The following is a 15,460-nucleotide window of genomic DNA, read 5'->3' as shown; positions in this document are numbered from 1 at the left end:
TCCTCCTGCGTTGCCGGATCGGGGGGTGGCGGCCCGGGACGGCTCCGGTGACGGCCGGACCGGGGCGCGACGGCAACAGACAAAGACAGTCCAGGTTAGCGGATGGGCTGAGCCGAACCCAGGTATCGGCCGAGAGCACCGATCGAGGGGCGCGCGGTGCGGGTGTCGGCCCGGGCCGCGAGGCACCCGCTGACTAAACTCCCTGGAGTGCCGCGACCCCACCGCGGCCGTGTTCCGGAGGAGACGACGTGGCAAGCGACGAGGCCGAATTCACCCAGGTGTTCCGGGGCTACGACCGGGACGAGGTCGACAAGGCCATCCAGGGTCTGCGCCGCGAGCTCATCCACGCCAACACCCAGGCCGCTGAGAGCGGTCGCGAGGCCAAGCGCCTCTCCTCCCGGATCGACGGGCTCGAGAAGGAGCTGCAGCAGGTCGGTGCGCCCACCTACGCAGGACTCGGCGCGAAGCTCGAGCACACCCTCCGGGTGGCCGAGGAGCAGTCGGAGCGCATCATCGCGCAGGCGGAGAACGACGCCTCGGCGCTGCGCCGCTCGACCCGCGACGACCGCGACGGTCTGCTGAAGGACGCGCGCGACGAGGCCGAGCGCCTCGTGACGGAGGCGCGCCGCCGCGCCGACCGCACCCGCGAGGAGTCCGAGGCGCAGGCCGCCGCGACGCTCGGCAAGGCCGCCGACGACCGCGACGTGATGACCCAGGACGCCGTCCGCGAGGCCGCCGCCATCCGCGGCACCGTCGCCACCGAGGCCGCCGAGACCCGCGCGACCGCCAAGCGCGAGGCCGCGGCGATCCGTTCCGAGGCCGGCCGCGAGGCCGCCGAGATGCGCGCCGTCGCCGCCCGCGAGGTCGAGGTGGCCCGCGCCGAGGCCGCCCGCCTGGCGCAGAGCAACGAGCTGCTGCGGGCGGAGGTCGCCTCCGAGGTCGACCGCCTGCGCGCCGCCGTCACCGCCGAGATCGCCGAGGCCCGCGCCGCGATCGAAGCCGAGGTCCTGGCCGCCCGCGCCGACCTCGAGGCCGAGGTCCTGTCCGGCCGCGCCGACCTCGCCGCGGAGCTGGCCACCGGCCGCGCGGAGGGCGCCCGCGAGCTCGCCGATCTGCGCACGCAGCTCGCCCGCGACCGGGCCGACGCCGTCGCCCTCCTGGACGCCGAGCTCGCCGCGCTGCGCTCCGCCGCGTCCGACGAGGCCGCCGCGCTCTCGCGCGAGGTCGAGCAGGCCCGGATCGACCTCGTCGTCGAGCTCGCCGCTCGCCGCGAGGAGGCGGACCGCGACTACCTGCTCCGCCACCAGGAGGCGGTCGCCCAGACGCAGCGCTACCTGGACGAGTCGAACCTGCAGCTCGCCGACGCCATCCGCCGCGCGAACGACAAGCGCCTGGAGGCCGACGCACTCCGCAGCGACGCCCTCGACGACGTCACGCGCCTGCGCCGCGAGGCGCAGGACGAGTCGGACGCCCTGCTCGACTCCGCCCGCGACCGCGCCCGCGAGATGATCGCCGACGCCGAGCGCCGCACCCGCGAGCTGCAGAACACGGCCGAGTCCCGCCTCGACGAGATCCGCACCGAGCGCGACGCGATCGCCGGCTACGTCACGGGCCTCCGCGGCCTGATCGGGCACATCGACGGCCTGTCGGACGACGACGGCGGGTCGAAGGACGACGGCGGCTCGACGAAGCGCTGACCGGCGCGGGCGGGCTCAGCCGAGCTCGCCCGCCCACTCCGTCGGCAGCGGCGACGACGCCGGCGCCACCACCCGCACGATCTCGTCGAGCACGCGGCGCGTCTGCGCCTCGCCGACCCAGAGGTGCTTGCCGCCCTCGACGGCGACCAGATCGAGCTGCGGGACCGAGGCGAACCGCTCGGCGGCCGCCGCCGGCCGCAGGTAGTCGTCGAGCTCGGGGATCAGCGCGACCAGCGGCCGCCCGTCCTCGCCCCAGGCCGCGACCTCCTCGGCCGTCGCCCGGTGCAGCGGCGGCGACAGCAGGATCGCGCCCTCGACGGGGTGCTCCCTCCCCCACTTCAGCGCCAGCTCGGTGCCGAAGGACCAGCCGACCAGCCAGGGGTGCGGCAGCCCGCGCTCGGCCACGAGCGCCATCGCCGCGGCGACGTCGGCCCGCTCGGCGGTGCCGCCGTCGAAGGCGCCCTCGCTCGTCCCGCGCGGCGAGCTCGTGCCGCGGGTGTTGAAGCGGAGCACGGCCACCCCGGCCAGGGCGGGCAGCCGCGCGGCGGCCTTCCGCAGGATGTGCGAGTCCATGAAGCCGCCGTGCGTCGGCAGCGGGTGCAGGGTGACCAGCGTGGCCACCGGCTCACCCTCGAGCGGCAGCGCCAGCTCGCCGACCAGCGTCAGCCCGTCGGTGGTGTGCAGCTCCACGTCCTCGCGGCGGGCGGGGAGGACGACGCCTCCGCGGATCTCGTGCGTCATCGTGCTCCTTCGATCCGCCAGCAGTGGGTGTGCCAGTGGCGACGGCCGGCGAGGTCCGCGGCGTCGCCGAGTGCTCCGTCGCCGCGCCAGACGACGACGTGCGCGAGGCCGATGTCGATCGTCTGGCCGCAGCCCGGGCAGAGGTAGTTCTTGACCGCGCGCGACGACGAGACGGGCTGGACATTCCACTCCCGGCCGCGGCGCGTCTCCGTGCGCCGCCAGCCGGCGAGCATCTGCGAGAGGTCGCGCTGCTCGTCGTCGTCCTCGCGCCCGCGTCCGCGGGGTCGATTGCTGCGCGGCATTGCTCCAGTCTAGGAGCCGCCGCGCGAGCACTCGCTCGCAGCCGTCCCGCCCGGGCGGGTCAGTGCGAGGAGTCGTCCATCTCGAGCCGCGTCTCCTCGGCGTCGAGCATCAGCTGCGCCCGCCGCAGGATCCGCGAGGAGTAGACCCCGCGACCGCGCGCCTCCAGCAGTGCCTCGCGCTCGGCGCTCAGCACCGCCCGACGCAGGTGCAGATACTGCCCCTGGGGGCCCAGCGGGCCGTCGGCCTCGCGCTCCACCTGCTCCCACGCGACCTGCGAGCGGGTCAGCGTGTCCCGGCGGACCCGCTCCAGCACCCGCTCGCCGACACTGCCGGCCGGCAGGTCCTCGACCGCCTCCGGCAGCGCCTGGATGCCGGTCGAGGCGACCTCGTCGAGCAGCGTGGCCAGCTCGCGGCGGTCGGCGTCGCCGTCGCTCCCCTGGATGCCCGTCACCCGGATGAGCGCCGGGAGCGTCGCGCCCTGCAGCAGCAGGGTGACCACGGCCACCGTGAAGGCGATCAGGATGAGCTGCGAGCGGTAGGGCGTCTCCGCCGGCAGCGACTGCGCCGCCGCGAGCGTGACCACGCCGCGCATCCCGGACCAGGAGAGGATGACCCCGCCGCGCCAGCCGAACGCCTCGCTCGTCGTCGCCGCGAGGTCGGTCTCCCGCCGCTGGTACAGCCGCTCCGCGCGCTGCTGCCGGCGGACGAACCGCTCGTCGCTGCTGGCGCTGTTGCGCAGGCGCATCACCCCGACCGCGAGCCGCCGGTTGATCCGCTCCGCCCGCCGGCCCGAGCCGCGGAGCCAGAGCAGCAGCGGCCAGACGAAGAGGGTGCGCAGCACGATCAGGATCACGACCGTCGCGAGCCCGAGGAGGACCGCCGTGTCGACGCCGACGCCGCCCGGCTCGATGTCGCCGACGATCGCCTTGATCTCGGCGCCCATCAGGAGGAACACGCCGTTCTCGAGCAGGAACTGCGCCGTCCGCCAGTTCACCCGCTCGCTGATCCGCGACTGCGGGCTGAGGAACCGCGCGCTGTTGTGCCCGGTGTAGATGCCGGTGACGACGACCGCGAGGACACCCGAGGCGCCGAGCTCCTCCGCCGGGATGTAGGCGAGGAAGGGCACCGCGAACGAGACCGCGGTGTCCAGCACCGGGTCGCGCAGCTTCGAGCGCACGAAGACGGTCAGCACGCCCATCGCCAGCCCGAGGACGACGGCCATCACGACCGAGTAGACGAAGAGCACGCCGACCTCGCCGACGTCGATGGCGTCGCTCGAGACGGAGGCGCCCACCACGGCGGTCGCGGCCGTGGCGGCGCGCAGCAGCACGAGCGCCGACGCGTCGTTGACGAGACTCTCGCCCTCGAGCACGGTCACGAGCCGTGGCGGCAAACCGAGCTTCTTGCCGATCGAGGTGGCCGCGACCGCATCGGTCGGACTGACCACCGCGCCGAGCGCGATGGCGGCCGGGAGGCTGAGGTCCGGCAGCAGCATGTAGAGGAAGAAGCCGACGACGAGAGCCGTGACGACGACGAGCAGCACCGACAGCCCGAAGATCGAGCGCAGATTCCGCCGGAAGTCCGCCAGTGGCACCTGGATCGCCGCGGAGTACAGCAGCGGTGGCAGCACCCCGGCGAGGATCAGCTCCGGCTCGACCTCGATCTCGGGGACGCCGGGGAGGTAGGACGCGCCGATGCCGATGACGACCAGCAGCAGCGGTGCCGCGACTCCGAGCCGGCTCGAGAAGCGCGCGACGGTGACGACGGTGATGATCCCGACGACTCCGAGCAGCGCGTAATCCACGCGCTCAGGCTATCGGGCGGGTCGCCCGCCCCGAGCACGGGCGGCAGCCGGGATCAGTACCAGCCGACGCTCTCCGAGTGCGCCCAGGCACCGCACGGCGAGCCGTAGCGCCCGGAGATGTAGCCGAGGCCCCAGGTGATCTGGGTGTTGGCGTTGGTCTGCCAGTCGCCGCCGACCGTCGCCATCTTGCTGCCGGGGAGCGCCTGCGGGATGCCGTAGGCACCGCTCGACTTGTTCTCGGCGTAGACGTTCCAGCCGGACTCGCGGTTCCACAGCAGCACGAGGCAGTCGTACTCGCTGTCGGCCCAGCCGCGCTGCACGATCTGGTCGTAGGCGAGGGCCTTCGCCGAGCCGGGGTCCGGGGCGGCCGAGCGGGCGACGGGCGCCGCGGCGGCCGACTCCTCCTCCTCGTCGTCCTCGAGGACGGCCTGCTTCGACTTCGTCGGAGTGGGGGTCGGCGTCGGAGTCGGCGTGGGGGTCGGCTTGGCCTGCGCGTCGAAGGTGTCGCGCTGGACGGTCCGCTCGACGGCGGCCTCGGCGACGACGAGGCGCTGGGCCGGATCGCCGTTGAAGCGCTCCGGGGCCTGGTAGAACGGCGACGCGACGGCGCCGCTGGACGGGTCGACCGCACTGACGGCGACGAAGCCGATGGAGGCGGCGAAGGCGAGGAACGCCAGCGGGACACGGGTCCGGGACCGGCGGGCCGCCGGGCGCTTCGAGGTCTCGACCGAGGATCGGGAGACGGGTGGCTGCGCGACGGACGTTCTCTGATGCATACCCACGATCACGAAAGCATAACGGAGGACCTCTCGATCCGCCAGTGCGGGGCCGACCGCTCAGCGCACCGCCAGCATCACGTCGACCACGGCGTCGAGCACGAGGTCCACCTGCGGCTCGGAGTAGCCGCCGCGCTGCGGTGCGAACGACACCGTCCGCACGTCGTCCACGGTCAGCACGGAGCCGTCCCGGAAGTAACCGGAGACACGGTCGGAGAAGGCGTCGACCTGGCGGATGTTGTAGCCGGTGGTGAGCACGCCGGCGCGGGTGAAGCGCTCGCGTGCGGGCCGCGCCAGGCGGTTCACGATCTCCTGCGCGGTCTCCCGCGCGTTCCGGAGCCAGGCCTCCTCGCCCTGCGCCGCGATCGCGTACTGGCGCTCGCGCACCGCGAAGGCGTCCTCGAGGCGCTCCAGCGCGGCGTCGACGTGCGGCGCCGAGTAGCCGCCCTTCTTCAGCGAGAAGGCGGTGTGCCGCAGATCCACTGCGCGCAGGTCGGCCGGACCGCCCGAGAGCTGGGCGTAGGCGTCCCTGGCCGAGGCGAGGAAGGAGTCGACCTCGTCCGTGTCGTAGCCGGGCCGGGACTCGCGGGCGCGGGGGAAGGGAGCGTTCATCCCGTCATTCTGCCAAGACGGCGGCCCGGTCCGGGAATCGGCGCGTCGACCGCGCCGCGACGGGACGGAGTCCGCGCGCGCAGCCGATGCGCGGTCCCGTGCTCGAGGTCAGTGCGCGAAGACGAAGTAGAGCACGTAGGCTGCGGCGGCCGAGGGGAGGATCGAGTCGAGGCGGTCGAGGAAGCCGCCGTGGCCCGGCAGCCACGAGCTCATGTCCTTGATGCCGATGTCGCGCTTGATCAGCGACTCCGCGAGATCGCCCAGCGTCGCCGTCAGCAGGACGACCGCGCCGAACACGGCGCCGACCCACCAGGGCTGACCGAGCAGCAGGAGCGCGAGGAGCACGCCGACGACGACGCCCGCGACCGCCGCTCCCGCGAACCCCTCCCAGGTCTTCTTCGGACTGATCCGCGGCGCCATCGGGTGCTTGCCCCAGGTGAGACCGCTGACGTAGGCGCCGGTGTCGACCACGATCACCAGGATCAGGAAGGACAGCGCCCAGAGCTGGCCGCCCTCCTCCGCGACGAGGCGGATGGCGAAGGCGCCGAGGAACGTGACGTAGATCTGCACGAACGCGCCGAGCCCGACGTCGAGCAGGAGCTCGCGACCGGTCGACCTCGTCCGGCGGAGGAGCTGCTCCCCCAGCCGCCAGAGGGCGACCAGCGCCGAGCCGCCCAGCACGGCGAACCAGGCGGCCTGCATCCCGCCGTAGTACGCCGCGGGGACGGCGACGACGGCGACGACGCCGGTGGGGATGCGCGGGATGTCGCGCCCGGCGTGACGCAGCGCGTTCGACAGCTCGAGTGCCGCCAGCAGCACGAGGGCGCCGGCCAGCACCATGAAGAGCTCTTTGACGACCAGCAGGCTGACCACCATCGCGCCGCCGCCGATGAGACCGATGACGGTCGCGGAGACGAGGTTCCGGCCCGAGCGCGCGGTCAGGCGCTCGTTCGTCGCCTCGAGCTGGGCACGGGTCGCCTCGAGCTGTCGCTCGACGTCGGCCCGGCCCTGCTGGGCCCGCGCGCGCAGGGCGTCGCGCGTGACCATGCGCGAACCCCGGGCGCCCGGAACGTGCGGCGCCGGAGCGTCGTCGCTGCTCTCGGGATCCTCGGGGTTCACGGGCACGGCACTACACCTCGAGCAGTTCGGATTCCTTGCGCTTGAGCGCCTCGTCGATGGCGTCCACGTGCTGCTTGGTCACGGCCTCGAGCTCCTTCTCGCCGCGCGAGAGCTCGTCGTCGCCGATGTCGCCCTTGAGCGCGTCGAGGTCGCTCTTCGCGCTGCGGCGGATGTTGCGGACGGCGATCTTCGCGTCCTCCGCCTTGGTCCGCACGATCTTCACGAACTCCTTGCGGCGCTCGGCGGTGAGCTCGGGGAGGTTGATCCGGATGACCGAGCCGTCGTTCGTCGGGTTGGCGCCGAGGTTCGGCATGTCCCGGATGGCCTGCTCGATGTCGCGCAGGGCGCCCTTGTCGTAGGGGGTGACCAGCAGCGTGCGCGCCTCGATGTTCTGCAGCGATGCGAGCTGCGAGAGCGGGGTGGGCGTGCCGTAGTAGCTCACCAGCACCTTCTGGAACAGGCCGGGGTTGGCCCGACCGGTGCGCACCGTGGAGAAGTCCTCCTTGGCGACTCCGACGGCCTTGTCCATCTTGACGGTCGCGTCGGCGAGTACATCCGAGATCACAGGGGGCTCCTTAAGAGAGGGAAGTGGTCAGTCTAGTTCGGGGCGGGGGCGCCCTAGTTGGAGACGAGGGTGCCGAGCCGGGTGCCCCGGATGGCCCGCGCGACGTTGCCGGCCGGCTCCATCCCGAAGACCTGCATCGGCATGCCGTTGTCCATGCAGAGGCTGAAGGCGGTCGAGTCGACGACCTTGAGACCACGCTGCAGCGCCTCCTGGTAGGTGAGGGTATCGAGCTTCTTCGCGTCCGGGTTGGTCCGCGGGTCGGCGTCGTAGACCCCGTCGACGCCGTTCTTCGCGACGAGCACGACGTCGGCGTGCGTCTCGAGCGCGCGCTGCGCGGCGACGGTGTCGGTGGAGAAGTAGGGCAGGCCGGCGCCCGCGCCGAAGATCACGACGCGGCCCTTCTCCATGTGCCGGATCGCCCGGCGGGGGATGTAGGGCTCGGCGACCTGCGTCATCGCGATCGCGGACTGCACGCGCGTCTCCGCGCCGGCCTGCTCGAGGAAGTCCTGCAGGGCGAGAGCGTTCATCACCGTGCCGAGCATGCCCATGTAGTCCGCGCGGCCGCGGTCCATGCCGCGCTGCGAGAGCTCGGCCCCGCGGAAGAAGTTGCCGCCGCCGACGACCACCGAGATCTCGACCTCGGTCGCGGCGTCGGCGATCTCGCGCGCCAGGGCGCTGATCACGTCCGGGTTCACCCCGAGAGTGCCGGCTCCGAACGCCTCCCCCGACAGCTTCAGCAGCACCCTGCGGCGCTTGCCCGTCGTCTTCGCATCCGTCTCCGTCATGGACGTTTCCTCCCGTAGACCCGTACAAACCTATCCCGCGCGGGGGACGCCCCGCGACCACGCCCGGGCACCTCCCCCGGGCAGAGCGAAGGGAGTCCGGGTCGACTGAACGACCCGGACTCCCCTCGCTGTGCGTGCTACGCGCCGACCTTGAAGCGGGCGAAGCCCGACACGGTCAGACCGGCGTCCGCCACGACCTTGCTGATGGACAGCTTGTTGTCCTTGGCGTAGTCCTGGTCGAGCAGCGCGACCTGCTTGAAGTACGCGTTGACGCGCCCCTCGATGATCTTCGGCAGGGCGGCCTCGGGCTTGCCCTCGCCGCGCGAGATCTCCTCGACGATGCGGCGCTCGTTGTCGACCTCCGACTGCGGCACGTCCTCGCGCGACAGGTAGGAGGGGTTGGCGAACGAGATGTGCTGCGCGATCGAGCGGGCGGTCTCCGCGTCGTCTCCCGAGTAGCCCAGGACCACGCCGACCTGCGGGGGCAGGTCCTTGTTGGTCTTGTGCAGGTAGACGGCGAAGTGCTCGCCGGAGACGGTGGCGACGCGGCGGAGCTCGACCTTCTCGCCGAGGATCGCAGCCTCGTCGTTGATGAGGTCGGCGACGGTCTTGTCGCCGGCGGGGGCCGCGAGGGCCTCCTCGACGGTGGTGGCGCCGGCGGCGACGACCGCGTCCAGCACGCCCTCGGACAGGGCGATGAACTTGGTGCCCTTGGCGACGAAGTCGGTCTCGCAGGCGAGCTCGATCAGGGTGGCGACGCCGTCCTTCTCGGCGGCGGCGACGAGGCCCTCGCTCGTGGAGCGGTCGGCGCGCTTCGCATTGCCCTTGGCACCCTTGAGGCGGAGGATCTCGACCGCCTTGTCCAGGTCGCCGTCGGCCTCGACGAGCGCGTTCTTGGTGTCGACCATGCCGGTTCCGAGCTGCTCGCGCAGCGTCTTGACGTCAGCGAGGCTGAAATTAGCCATAGTTCTGCGAACTCCTCTGTTGTGTCCGGTCGGCGCGGTGCTTCGAGCACCCGCGCCCACCAGGACGTCGTGGTCTGCCGGTCCCGCGGCGACGGGCCTCGGTGTCGAGGACTCCATCACGCCGGGGTGTCGGCGGTTCTGCTTCGTGGTGAACGTGCACCGAATGAGCGGGGGTCGGCCGGGCGCTCTCGCGACCCGTCCGACCCCCGGCTCAGTGCGGGTGTCAGACGGACGCGGGGGTCTCGTCGGTCGCGGACTCGGTGGTCGAGTCGGCCTCGGCGGGCGCCTCGGCCTCGGCGACGGCCTCGTCGGCGGTCGCGAGCTCGGCGTCGGCGACCTTCTCGGTCTCGGCGCCGGCCTGCTCGGCGGGCTCCTGGACGTCGGACGCCGGGGCGTCGGTCGCGGCGGCGTCGATCGAGGCGGCGGAGTCGTCGCTCGTGGTGAGCAGCTCCTTCTCCCACTCGGCCAGCGGCTCGACGGCGGAGACGTTGCCCTCGGCCTCGGGCTTCTGGTGACGCTGGATGAGGCCCTCGGCGGCGGCGTCGGCCACGATGCGGGTGAGCAGGCTCACCGAGCGGATCGCGTCGTCGTTGCCCGGGATCGGGTACTGGACCTCGTCCGGGTCGCAGTTCGTGTCGAGGATGCCGATGACCGGGATGCCCAGCTTCTTGGCCTCGTCGATCGCGAGGTGCTCCTTCTTGGTGTCGACGACCCACAGGGCCGACGGCGTCTTCGAGAGGTTGCGGATGCCGCCGAGCGACTTGTGCAGCTTGTCGAGCTCCCGCTTCTTGATGAGGAGCTCCTTCTTCGTGAAGCCGCTCTTCGACGTGTCGTCGAAGTCGAGCTCCTCGAGCTCCTTCATGCGCGCGAGGCGCTTGGAGACCGTCTGGAAGTTGGTGAGGAGGCCACCGAGCCAGCGCTGGTTGACGTAGGGCTGGCCGACGCGGGTCGCCTGCTCGGAGATCGCGTTCTGCGCCTGCTTCTTCGTGCCGACGAAGAGGATGGTGCCGCCGTGGGCGACCGTCTCCTTGACGAAGTCGTAGGTCTTGTCGATGTAGGCCAGCGACTGCTGGAGGTCGATGATGTAGCTGCCCGAGCGCTCGGTCAGGATGAAGCGCTTCATCTTCGGGTTCCAGCGACGGGTCTGGTGCCCGAAGTGGACGCCGCTGTCGAGCAGCTGGCGCATGGTGACGACTGCCATGAGTCGTTCTCCTTCTCTGGGGCTCGGGCGCACGACGGCGCCGAACTCCCGTTCGGTTGTCCGCGACGGCCGGTCGGCACGTCGCCCTGGCGCCCGGCGCGCTCCCGCCCTCCTCGCACTGGGCGAAGGGGACCGTGGGGAGCGTTGGCCGAATGGGCGCGCGTAGTCACCCCGACGAGCGAGGTGCTCCGAGAAGACTAGCACCAGGACGGCCGCCTCCCCCGCGCGGCGCGGCCCGCGCGTCCGCCGCCCTGCTGCCGACCACCTCCGGCACGTGGAGACACCTCCGGCACGCGGAAACCGCCCGATCCCACGAGCCAGAGCCGAGATCACGAGCCCGGGGTCCCGCTGCCCACCTCCGGCACGCAGAACCACCTCCGGCACGCGGAGAATCTCCGATTCGACGAGCCCGAGCCGAAATCACGAGCCCGAAGTCCGCCGCGCAGCTCAGCCACGCGGCTCCGGCACGCGGAAACGCCTCCGGCTCGCAGAACAGCTGGGATTCCACGAGCCGGAGGCGTGATCGCGCGCCGAAGCTCGGAGCGAGGCGAGGCCCGGCGCTACTTGCGCGCGGACTTCATCACGGTGCGGATGTGCAGGGTGTCCATCTCCTCCAGCGAGCGGCCCTTGGTCTCGGGCACGAACAGGAAGACGAAGAAGAACGAGATCAGCGCGAACGCCGCGTAGAGGCCGTAGGCGAGGGTCAGCGAGACGTCCTGCGACAGGATCGGGAACGTCACCGTGATCGCGAAGTTGGCGATCCACTGCGCCGAGGCCGCGAGGCCCAGGGCGGCGGCGCGGATCCGGTTCGGGAAGATCTCGCCGAGCAGCACCCAGACCAGCGGGCCCCAGGTCGCTCCGAAGAAGACCACGAACGCGTTGGCCGAGACCAACGCGATCGGGCCCCAGGCGCCGGGCAGCGAGACGTCCTCGCCGCTGATCGTCGACTGGCTGAACGCGAGCGCCATCAGTCCGAGCGAGATCGCCATGCCGGCGGAGCCGACGAGCAGCAGCGGCTTCCGGCCGACCTTGTCGACCAGGAAGATCGCGACGAAGGTGACCACGACGTTCACCACCGAGGTGAAGACCGAGATGGCGAACGAGTTCGACTCGTCGAAGCCGACCGCGCTCCAGAGCGAGGTCGAGTAGTAGAAGATCACGTTGATGCCGACGAACTGCTGGAACACCGAGAGCAGGATGCCGACCCAGACGACCGGCAGCAGGCCGAGTGCCGGTCCGCGCAGGCTGGAGCGCTGGGCGTTCTCGGCGTCCTCGTCGATCTTCTTCTGGATGTCGGCGAGCGCCTCGTCGACCTCGTCGCGCGGGGTGACCGTCGCGAGGACCTTGCGCGCGTCCTGCGAGCGACCCCGCGTGGCCAGGTAACGCGGCGACTCCGGCAGCGTCAGGGCGAGCAGGCCGTAGATCACGGCGGGGACGGCGCAGGCGATGAACATCCAGCGCCAGGCCGCGACGCCGAACCAGTAGGGCTCGGACGCCCCGCCGGCGCCCTCGGCGATGACGGTGTCCGAGAGCAGCGCGGCGAAGATGCCGAGCGTGATCGCGAGCTGCTGCAGCGACGCGAGCGCCCCGCGGATCGCCTTGGGTGCGATCTCGGAGATGTAGGTGGGGGCGATCACCGAGGCGATGCCGATGCCCAGGCCGCCGACGACGCGCCAGAGGACGAGGTCCCAGACGGCGAAGGCCGCGCCCGCGCCGATCGAGGAGATGAAGAAGAGGCCTGCGCCGAGCAGCATGACCTTGATGCGGCCCCAGCGGTCCGCGAGGCGACCGGCGAGATAGGCGCCGACCGCGCAGCCGAGGAGGGCCGATGCGACGGCGAAGCCGATCAGCGCGGCCGACAGCTCGAACTCGCCCTGCACCGCCTCGACGGCTCCGTTGACCACGGACGAGTCGAAGCCGAAGAGGAAGCCGCCGACCGCCGCCGCGATGGCGAGACCGATCACCTTCCTCTTCAGTTTCGCCGCCGAGGGGTTCGGGATGGTGTCAGATCGTCCGCTGGTCATGGTCGTCTCCGATTCTCGCCGCCGGTGGGTGCGGTGTCTCCGCGCCCGCTCCGGATCACAGGCACGTTACTCCCGCCTGCTAATGTCCCGGGCCGGGTTGCGCAGCGGGGTCGACGTCGTTCTCCTCCACAGCCCACCGTGCGAGCGTCTTCTCCCCCGGTCGCGCAGCCGGTCGCCCGCGCGACGCGAGCGAGGACGAAGGTGTCCGCATGGTTGCTCCACTCCTCCTCCGCCCGGGCGTGTTCCTGGTGCTCGCCCTGCTCGCGCCGATGCTCTGGACCCCGCCGGTGGACGGGTTCTCCGTCGTCGAGCCGTGGCGGGCTCCCGCGCATCGCTACGCCGCGGGGCATCGCGGGATCGACCTCGCTGCCACGGCCGGGTCTCCGGTGCGGGCCGTCGCGGACGGGCGGGTGTCGTTCGCGGGGCGGGTGGTCGACAGGAGCGTGGTCAGCATCGCGCACGCCGACGGGCTGGTGTCGAGCGTGGAGCCGGTGGAGCCGTCCGTCGCGGAGGGTCAGGAGGTCCGCGCCGGGGACGTCATCGGCACCGTGGGCGCGGGCGGGCACTGCGACGGCTCGTGCGTGCACCTCGGGGTGCGCGAGGACGGGGAGTACGTGAACCCGATGCGGTTCTTCGGCGGGATCCCGCGCGCGGTGCTGCTCCCGATGGATGGAGTGGCCGCAGGAGCGGTCACCGATACGGAGCAGGCGGTGGTGAGTGCGGCGCGCTCAGGCGCGCGGGTGGGCGAGGCGGTAGGCCTCGCGGATCCGCTCGGTCGAGACGTGGGTGTAGATCTGCGTGGTGCCGAGGCTCGCGTGGCCGAGCAGCTCCTGGACGGCGCGGAGGTCCGCTCCCCCGTCGAGCAGGTGCGTCGCCGCGGTGTGCCGGAGGGTGTGCGGGCCGGACGGGCCGGAGCCTTGGCCGCCGTCGAGGAGCCGGGCGACGACGCCGTAGACGGTGCGCGGGGTGAGGCGGGCGCCGCGTCGGCCGAGGAGGAGGGCCGGGGTGCTCGTACCGGTCGCGCCGGTCTCCGCGTCCGGGAGCAGCTGCGGGCGGGCCTTCTCCAGATAGGCGATGAGCGCCTCCTTCGCGGGCACGCCGAACGGCACGACGCGCTGCTTGCTCCCCTTGCCGGTGACGAGCACGGTGAGCCGGCTCAGGTCGAGATCGCCGACGTCGATCGCCACGAGCTCGGAGACGCGGATGCCGGACGCGTAGAGCAGTTCGACGATCGCCAGGTCGCGCAGGGCCACCGGGTCCTCGGTCGCCCCGCGCGCGGCGACCACGTCGATCAGGTGCTCGGTCTGCGGCTCGGTGAGCACGCGCGGCAGCGGGCGCCCGCCCTTCGGGGTGCGCAGGCGCGCGGCGACGTCGATCGGCAGGCGCTCGGAGCGCTGCGCCCAGGACGAGAAGGAGCGGACGGCCGCGGTCCGCCGGGCGAGCGTCGCGCGGGCGACGCCGGTCTGCGACTCGTGCCAGAGCCAGTCGCGCAGCAGCTCGAGGTCGAGCTGGGCGAGCATCGGCTGCTTCCGGCTCGCGGCGAAGTCGATCAGCGTCGAGAGGTCGGCTCGGTAGCCGCGAGCCGTGGCGGGAGAGAGCGAGCGCTCGTCGAGGACGTAGCGGAGGAAGTCCTCGACGGCCGCCGCGAGCGGCTCGCCACGCGGGGGCAGGCCTGCGGGAGGCGTGTCAGCCATCGGTGCCCGGCATCCGCGACCAGAGGTCGATGCGGCCCTGCTCGTCGAGACTCTCGAGCTTCTCGATCAGGTCCGTGCCGAAGCGGGTGGCGATCGGCGCGGTGGCGCTGGGGACGAGCGAGGTGACGACCGTCTCCGGGTGCACGTGGACGAGCGCGAAGCTCTGCGCGCCGTCGATGCCGGCGAGCTCGCGCTCCGGGGCGCCGAGGTCCATCGTGTAGCTGGTCGCCCCGGCGACGAAGACGGGGACGCCGGCGAAGGTCGCGGCCGTCGGGTAGTGCAGGTGCCCGCCGAGGATCGCGCGCACGTCGGTCCCGCGCACCACCTCCTCGAGCCGGTCCATCCCGCGGAGCTCGAGCACGGTCATCGCTCCGAGCGGCGTCGGCAGCGGCGGGTGGTGCAGCGCGAGGACGGTGCCGAGCGCGGCCGGCATCGCGAGCTCGGCTCGGAGCGCCTCGAGCTGCTCGCCGGTGAGCGCGCCGTGGTGGTAGCCGGGCACCGCGCTGTCGAGCGCGATGAGCCGCAGCCCGCCGAGGTCGACGACCTGGTCGATCGGGGCATCGCTGGACACGTCGCCCGGCTCCTGGTCGAGGAGCACCCGGCGGAACGCGCCGCGCTCGTCGTGGTTGCCCATCACCCAGACGATCGGGCAGTCGAAGCGCTCGCCCACGGGATCGAGGACGTCCTTCACCCGTCGGTAGGCGTCCTCCTCGCCGCGGTCGGCGACGTCTCCGGTGACGAGAATCGCGTCGAGCCGACCGCCGCGCTCGACGAGCCGCGCAACGGCCTGCTCGAGCCGCGACCCGGTGTCGACGCGCCCGTAGAGCGGAGCGCCCTCCGCGAGGAAGTGCGTGTCGCTGAGATGGGCGACCACCCGGTCGGCGGCCCGGAAGTGCCCGAGCTGCGGATGCTCCGGCTGCGTCCTCGTCGTCGTCTCGTCGCCCATGCGGCTCCCCTCGCTGCTTGATCGACAGCGTAGGGCGCACCGCCGACAGCGCCTCGTCGGCTCGGCGGCAGCCCGTGCGCTCGGGATGCTCCGGACGGGTTGCTTCGCCGCGGATCAGGCGGGGCCACTCCCCCATGCCTCGCGCGGCCGGAAGAACCTCCTGCCGCCAGTCGGTCGCCTTCCGGGGCCGTCGAGGACCGGATGCCCCGCCGGGCGGCGAGGAACGGG

At 72.4% G+C, this 15,460-nt stretch carries 14 protein-coding genes and 1 pseudogene; 2 read left to right on the top strand and 13 right to left on the bottom strand.

Features of this window, described 5'->3' with window-relative positions:
- Positions 1–248: 248 nt before the first annotated feature.
- Complete coding sequence (locus tag EDF36_RS05600) at positions 249–1,697, top strand: DivIVA domain-containing protein (protein WP_123732208.1); 1,449 nt, start codon at positions 249–251, stop codon at positions 1,695–1,697.
- A 15-nt stretch (positions 1,698–1,712) separates the two neighbouring features.
- On the opposite strand, the gene EDF36_RS05595 is transcribed toward EDF36_RS05600, so the two are convergent.
- The 11 genes from EDF36_RS05595 to EDF36_RS05545 form a co-directional block, all read right to left on the bottom strand.
- Entirely contained in the window at positions 1,713–2,438 is a 726-nt protein-coding gene (locus EDF36_RS05595) for an alpha/beta hydrolase (protein ID WP_123732207.1), read from the bottom strand.
- On the bottom strand, positions 2,435–2,740 hold the full coding sequence (locus EDF36_RS05590; RefSeq protein WP_123445737.1) for a hypothetical protein: 306 nt from the start codon (positions 2,738–2,740) through the stop codon (positions 2,435–2,437). Before EDF36_RS05590 ends, EDF36_RS05595 begins: the two co-directional genes overlap by 4 nt.
- A gap of 59 nt (positions 2,741–2,799) precedes the next feature.
- Positions 2,800–4,545, bottom strand: coding sequence for a sodium:proton antiporter (locus EDF36_RS05585; RefSeq protein ID WP_123732206.1), 1,746 nt, complete (start codon positions 4,543–4,545; stop codon positions 2,800–2,802).
- A 53-nt stretch (positions 4,546–4,598) separates the two neighbouring features.
- Positions 4,599–5,321 (bottom strand): lytic transglycosylase domain-containing protein, encoded by a 723-nt coding sequence (locus tag EDF36_RS05580; RefSeq protein WP_123732205.1) that lies wholly within the window; start codon positions 5,319–5,321, stop codon positions 4,599–4,601.
- A 60-nt stretch (positions 5,322–5,381) separates the two neighbouring features.
- Positions 5,382–5,933 carry a DivIVA domain-containing protein gene (locus EDF36_RS05575; RefSeq protein WP_123703370.1) on the bottom strand — a complete coding sequence of 184 codons (552 nt, stop codon included), beginning with the start codon at positions 5,931–5,933 and terminating at the stop codon, positions 5,382–5,384.
- 108 nt (positions 5,934–6,041) lie between these two features.
- The gene (locus EDF36_RS05570; RefSeq protein ID WP_123704777.1) at positions 6,042–6,980 is read right to left on the bottom strand and encodes a phosphatidate cytidylyltransferase; all 939 of its coding nucleotides are present in this window, start codon (positions 6,978–6,980) and stop codon (positions 6,042–6,044) included.
- Positions 6,981–7,062: 82 nt separating this feature from the next.
- A complete protein-coding gene (frr, locus tag EDF36_RS05565) occupies positions 7,063–7,617 on the bottom strand; it encodes a ribosome recycling factor (protein WP_123732204.1) in 555 nt (184 codons plus the stop codon).
- 53 nt (positions 7,618–7,670) lie between these two features.
- Entirely contained in the window at positions 7,671–8,402 is a 732-nt protein-coding gene (gene pyrH / locus EDF36_RS05560; RefSeq protein ID WP_123445732.1) for a UMP kinase, read from the bottom strand.
- Positions 8,403–8,539: 137 nt separating this feature from the next.
- The gene (gene tsf / locus EDF36_RS05555) at positions 8,540–9,367 is read right to left on the bottom strand and encodes a translation elongation factor Ts (RefSeq protein WP_123732203.1); all 828 of its coding nucleotides are present in this window, start codon (positions 9,365–9,367) and stop codon (positions 8,540–8,542) included.
- 223 nt (positions 9,368–9,590) lie between these two features.
- Positions 9,591–10,568 carry a 30S ribosomal protein S2 gene (gene rpsB / locus EDF36_RS05550; RefSeq protein ID WP_123732202.1) on the bottom strand — a complete coding sequence of 326 codons (978 nt, stop codon included), beginning with the start codon at positions 10,566–10,568 and terminating at the stop codon, positions 9,591–9,593.
- A gap of 560 nt (positions 10,569–11,128) precedes the next feature.
- Entirely contained in the window at positions 11,129–12,592 is a 1,464-nt protein-coding gene (locus tag EDF36_RS05545) for a sugar porter family MFS transporter (RefSeq protein WP_123445729.1), read from the bottom strand.
- A gap of 209 nt (positions 12,593–12,801) precedes the next feature.
- Here EDF36_RS05545 and EDF36_RS21985 point away from each other — a divergent pair.
- Positions 12,802–13,203 (top strand): annotated as a pseudogene (locus tag EDF36_RS21985) (M23 family metallopeptidase); the annotation flags it as partial.
- A gap of 117 nt (positions 13,204–13,320) precedes the next feature.
- Here EDF36_RS21985 and EDF36_RS05535 read toward each other — a convergent pair.
- Positions 13,321–14,286 carry a tyrosine recombinase XerC gene (locus EDF36_RS05535; RefSeq protein ID WP_123732201.1) on the bottom strand — a complete coding sequence of 322 codons (966 nt, stop codon included), beginning with the start codon at positions 14,284–14,286 and terminating at the stop codon, positions 13,321–13,323.
- On the bottom strand, positions 14,279–15,232 hold the full coding sequence (locus EDF36_RS05530) for a phosphodiesterase (protein WP_123732200.1): 954 nt from the start codon (positions 15,230–15,232) through the stop codon (positions 14,279–14,281). Before EDF36_RS05530 ends, EDF36_RS05535 begins: the two co-directional genes overlap by 8 nt.
- Positions 15,233–15,460: the final 228 nt, after the last annotated feature.

It is taken from the genome of Rathayibacter sp. PhB152 (assembly GCF_003751395.1).
GTDB lineage: Bacteria > Actinomycetota > Actinomycetes > Actinomycetales > Microbacteriaceae > Rathayibacter > Rathayibacter festucae.
This window is presented reverse-complemented; position numbering and strand designations above follow the sequence as displayed.